Genomic DNA, 1156 nt, shown 5'->3' on the forward strand with positions numbered 1-1156 from the left:
AGTTTTGATACTAGCGTACAAGCTTATTTTGGCAGCTTTGATGATTCATTAAGTCTTTCAGGCAGCACGGCTGCTGCCAGCACACGCAACCAAATTGGTATTGCCGCTACATTAGGTAAAGATTGGTGGACCTTGCGCACTGCTTATCATCAGGCTGATTTGACCTTGGCGAGTAGTGGGTTTAACCAATTGGCTGCAGGTATAAATCAATTGGGAGCTGCGTTTAATCAAGATTTCAGTCGCAATGTTGACCAGTTTTTAGCAGATGATGATAAAGCGACATTTGTGGAGATTGGCTTAACTATAGATACAGGTCGTTTTGTGGCGGCAGCGGAACATATTGAGATGGATGCTTCGGACTCATTATTGGGTAAGAACATTCGCGAATTTGTGATGGCGGGTGTGCGTGCTGGTGATTGGTTGTTTCATGTCACAGCATCCAAATCTAAAGATGAGCAGGCGCACCCTGAAGCTGGTTTGCCTTATATCGCACAAATTCCTGATACCGTTGTTATTTACAATACTCTGGTAGGTATTACCGATGGGTTGTCTGATGAGCGAGATGTTATTACTTTAGGTGCTCGTTGGGATGTTGCATCAAGTACGGCATTGAAGTTCCAAGTGGATGATGTTGACGATCAGTTCGACGGTGACCAAAAGGTATTCTCCGTTGCTTTGCAAACTGTGTTTTAGGAGCTGCCATCATGAAAAAAACTCTTCGTTTACTGGCGGCAATTGTAGCAATAGGTATGACAAGTTTTTCTTGGGCTGAAGTTGCGGTTATTGTGCATCCATCAGCAGCTTTTGATTCGCTCACGGAAGACGATGTCTCTCGTATCTTTTTGGGGAAAAGTAAAAATTTTCCCGGGGGGGCACAAGCCATTCCGATAAATCAAAATGAAGGCGCAGCAGCACGCGATAAATTCAATGAAGGTGTGTGCAAGAAAAACTCGAGTCAATACAAAGCTTATTGGTCGCAGTTAGTTTTCACTGGCAAGGGCACCCCACCTAAAGATGCAGGCGATGATGCGGCTGTTAAAACATTGATAGCGGCCAATCCCAATATGATTGGTTATGTTGATGCAGCAGCAGTGGATGCAAGCGTTAAAGTGGTTTTCAAGTTACCTTGATCAGCGGTGCGCGGAACTGTGTTTCC

1 protein-coding gene and 1 pseudogene are annotated in these 1156 nt (G+C 44.6%); both read left to right on the top strand.

The genetic code is table 11. The features are described from left to right. Positions 1-693, top strand: a pseudogene (locus AWU77_RS20415) (DNA topoisomerase IV); the annotation flags it as partial. Between the two features lie 11 nt (positions 694-704). Continuing rightward, positions 705-1130, top strand: a complete 426-nt coding sequence (locus tag AWU77_RS02065; RefSeq protein ID WP_062058527.1) for a hypothetical protein — start codon at positions 705-707, stop codon at positions 1128-1130. The last annotated feature ends 26 nt before the right edge of the window (positions 1131-1156 follow it).

Source organism: Cellvibrio sp. OA-2007, assembly GCF_000953825.1.
Taxonomy (GTDB): Bacteria; Pseudomonadota; Gammaproteobacteria; order Pseudomonadales; family Cellvibrionaceae; genus Cellvibrio.

Coding starts and splice junctions, on each gene's coding strand:
- AWU77_RS02065 (WP_062058527.1), top strand. CDS start 705: ATGAAAAAAACTCTTCGTTTACTGGCGGCAATTGTAGCAATAGGTATG.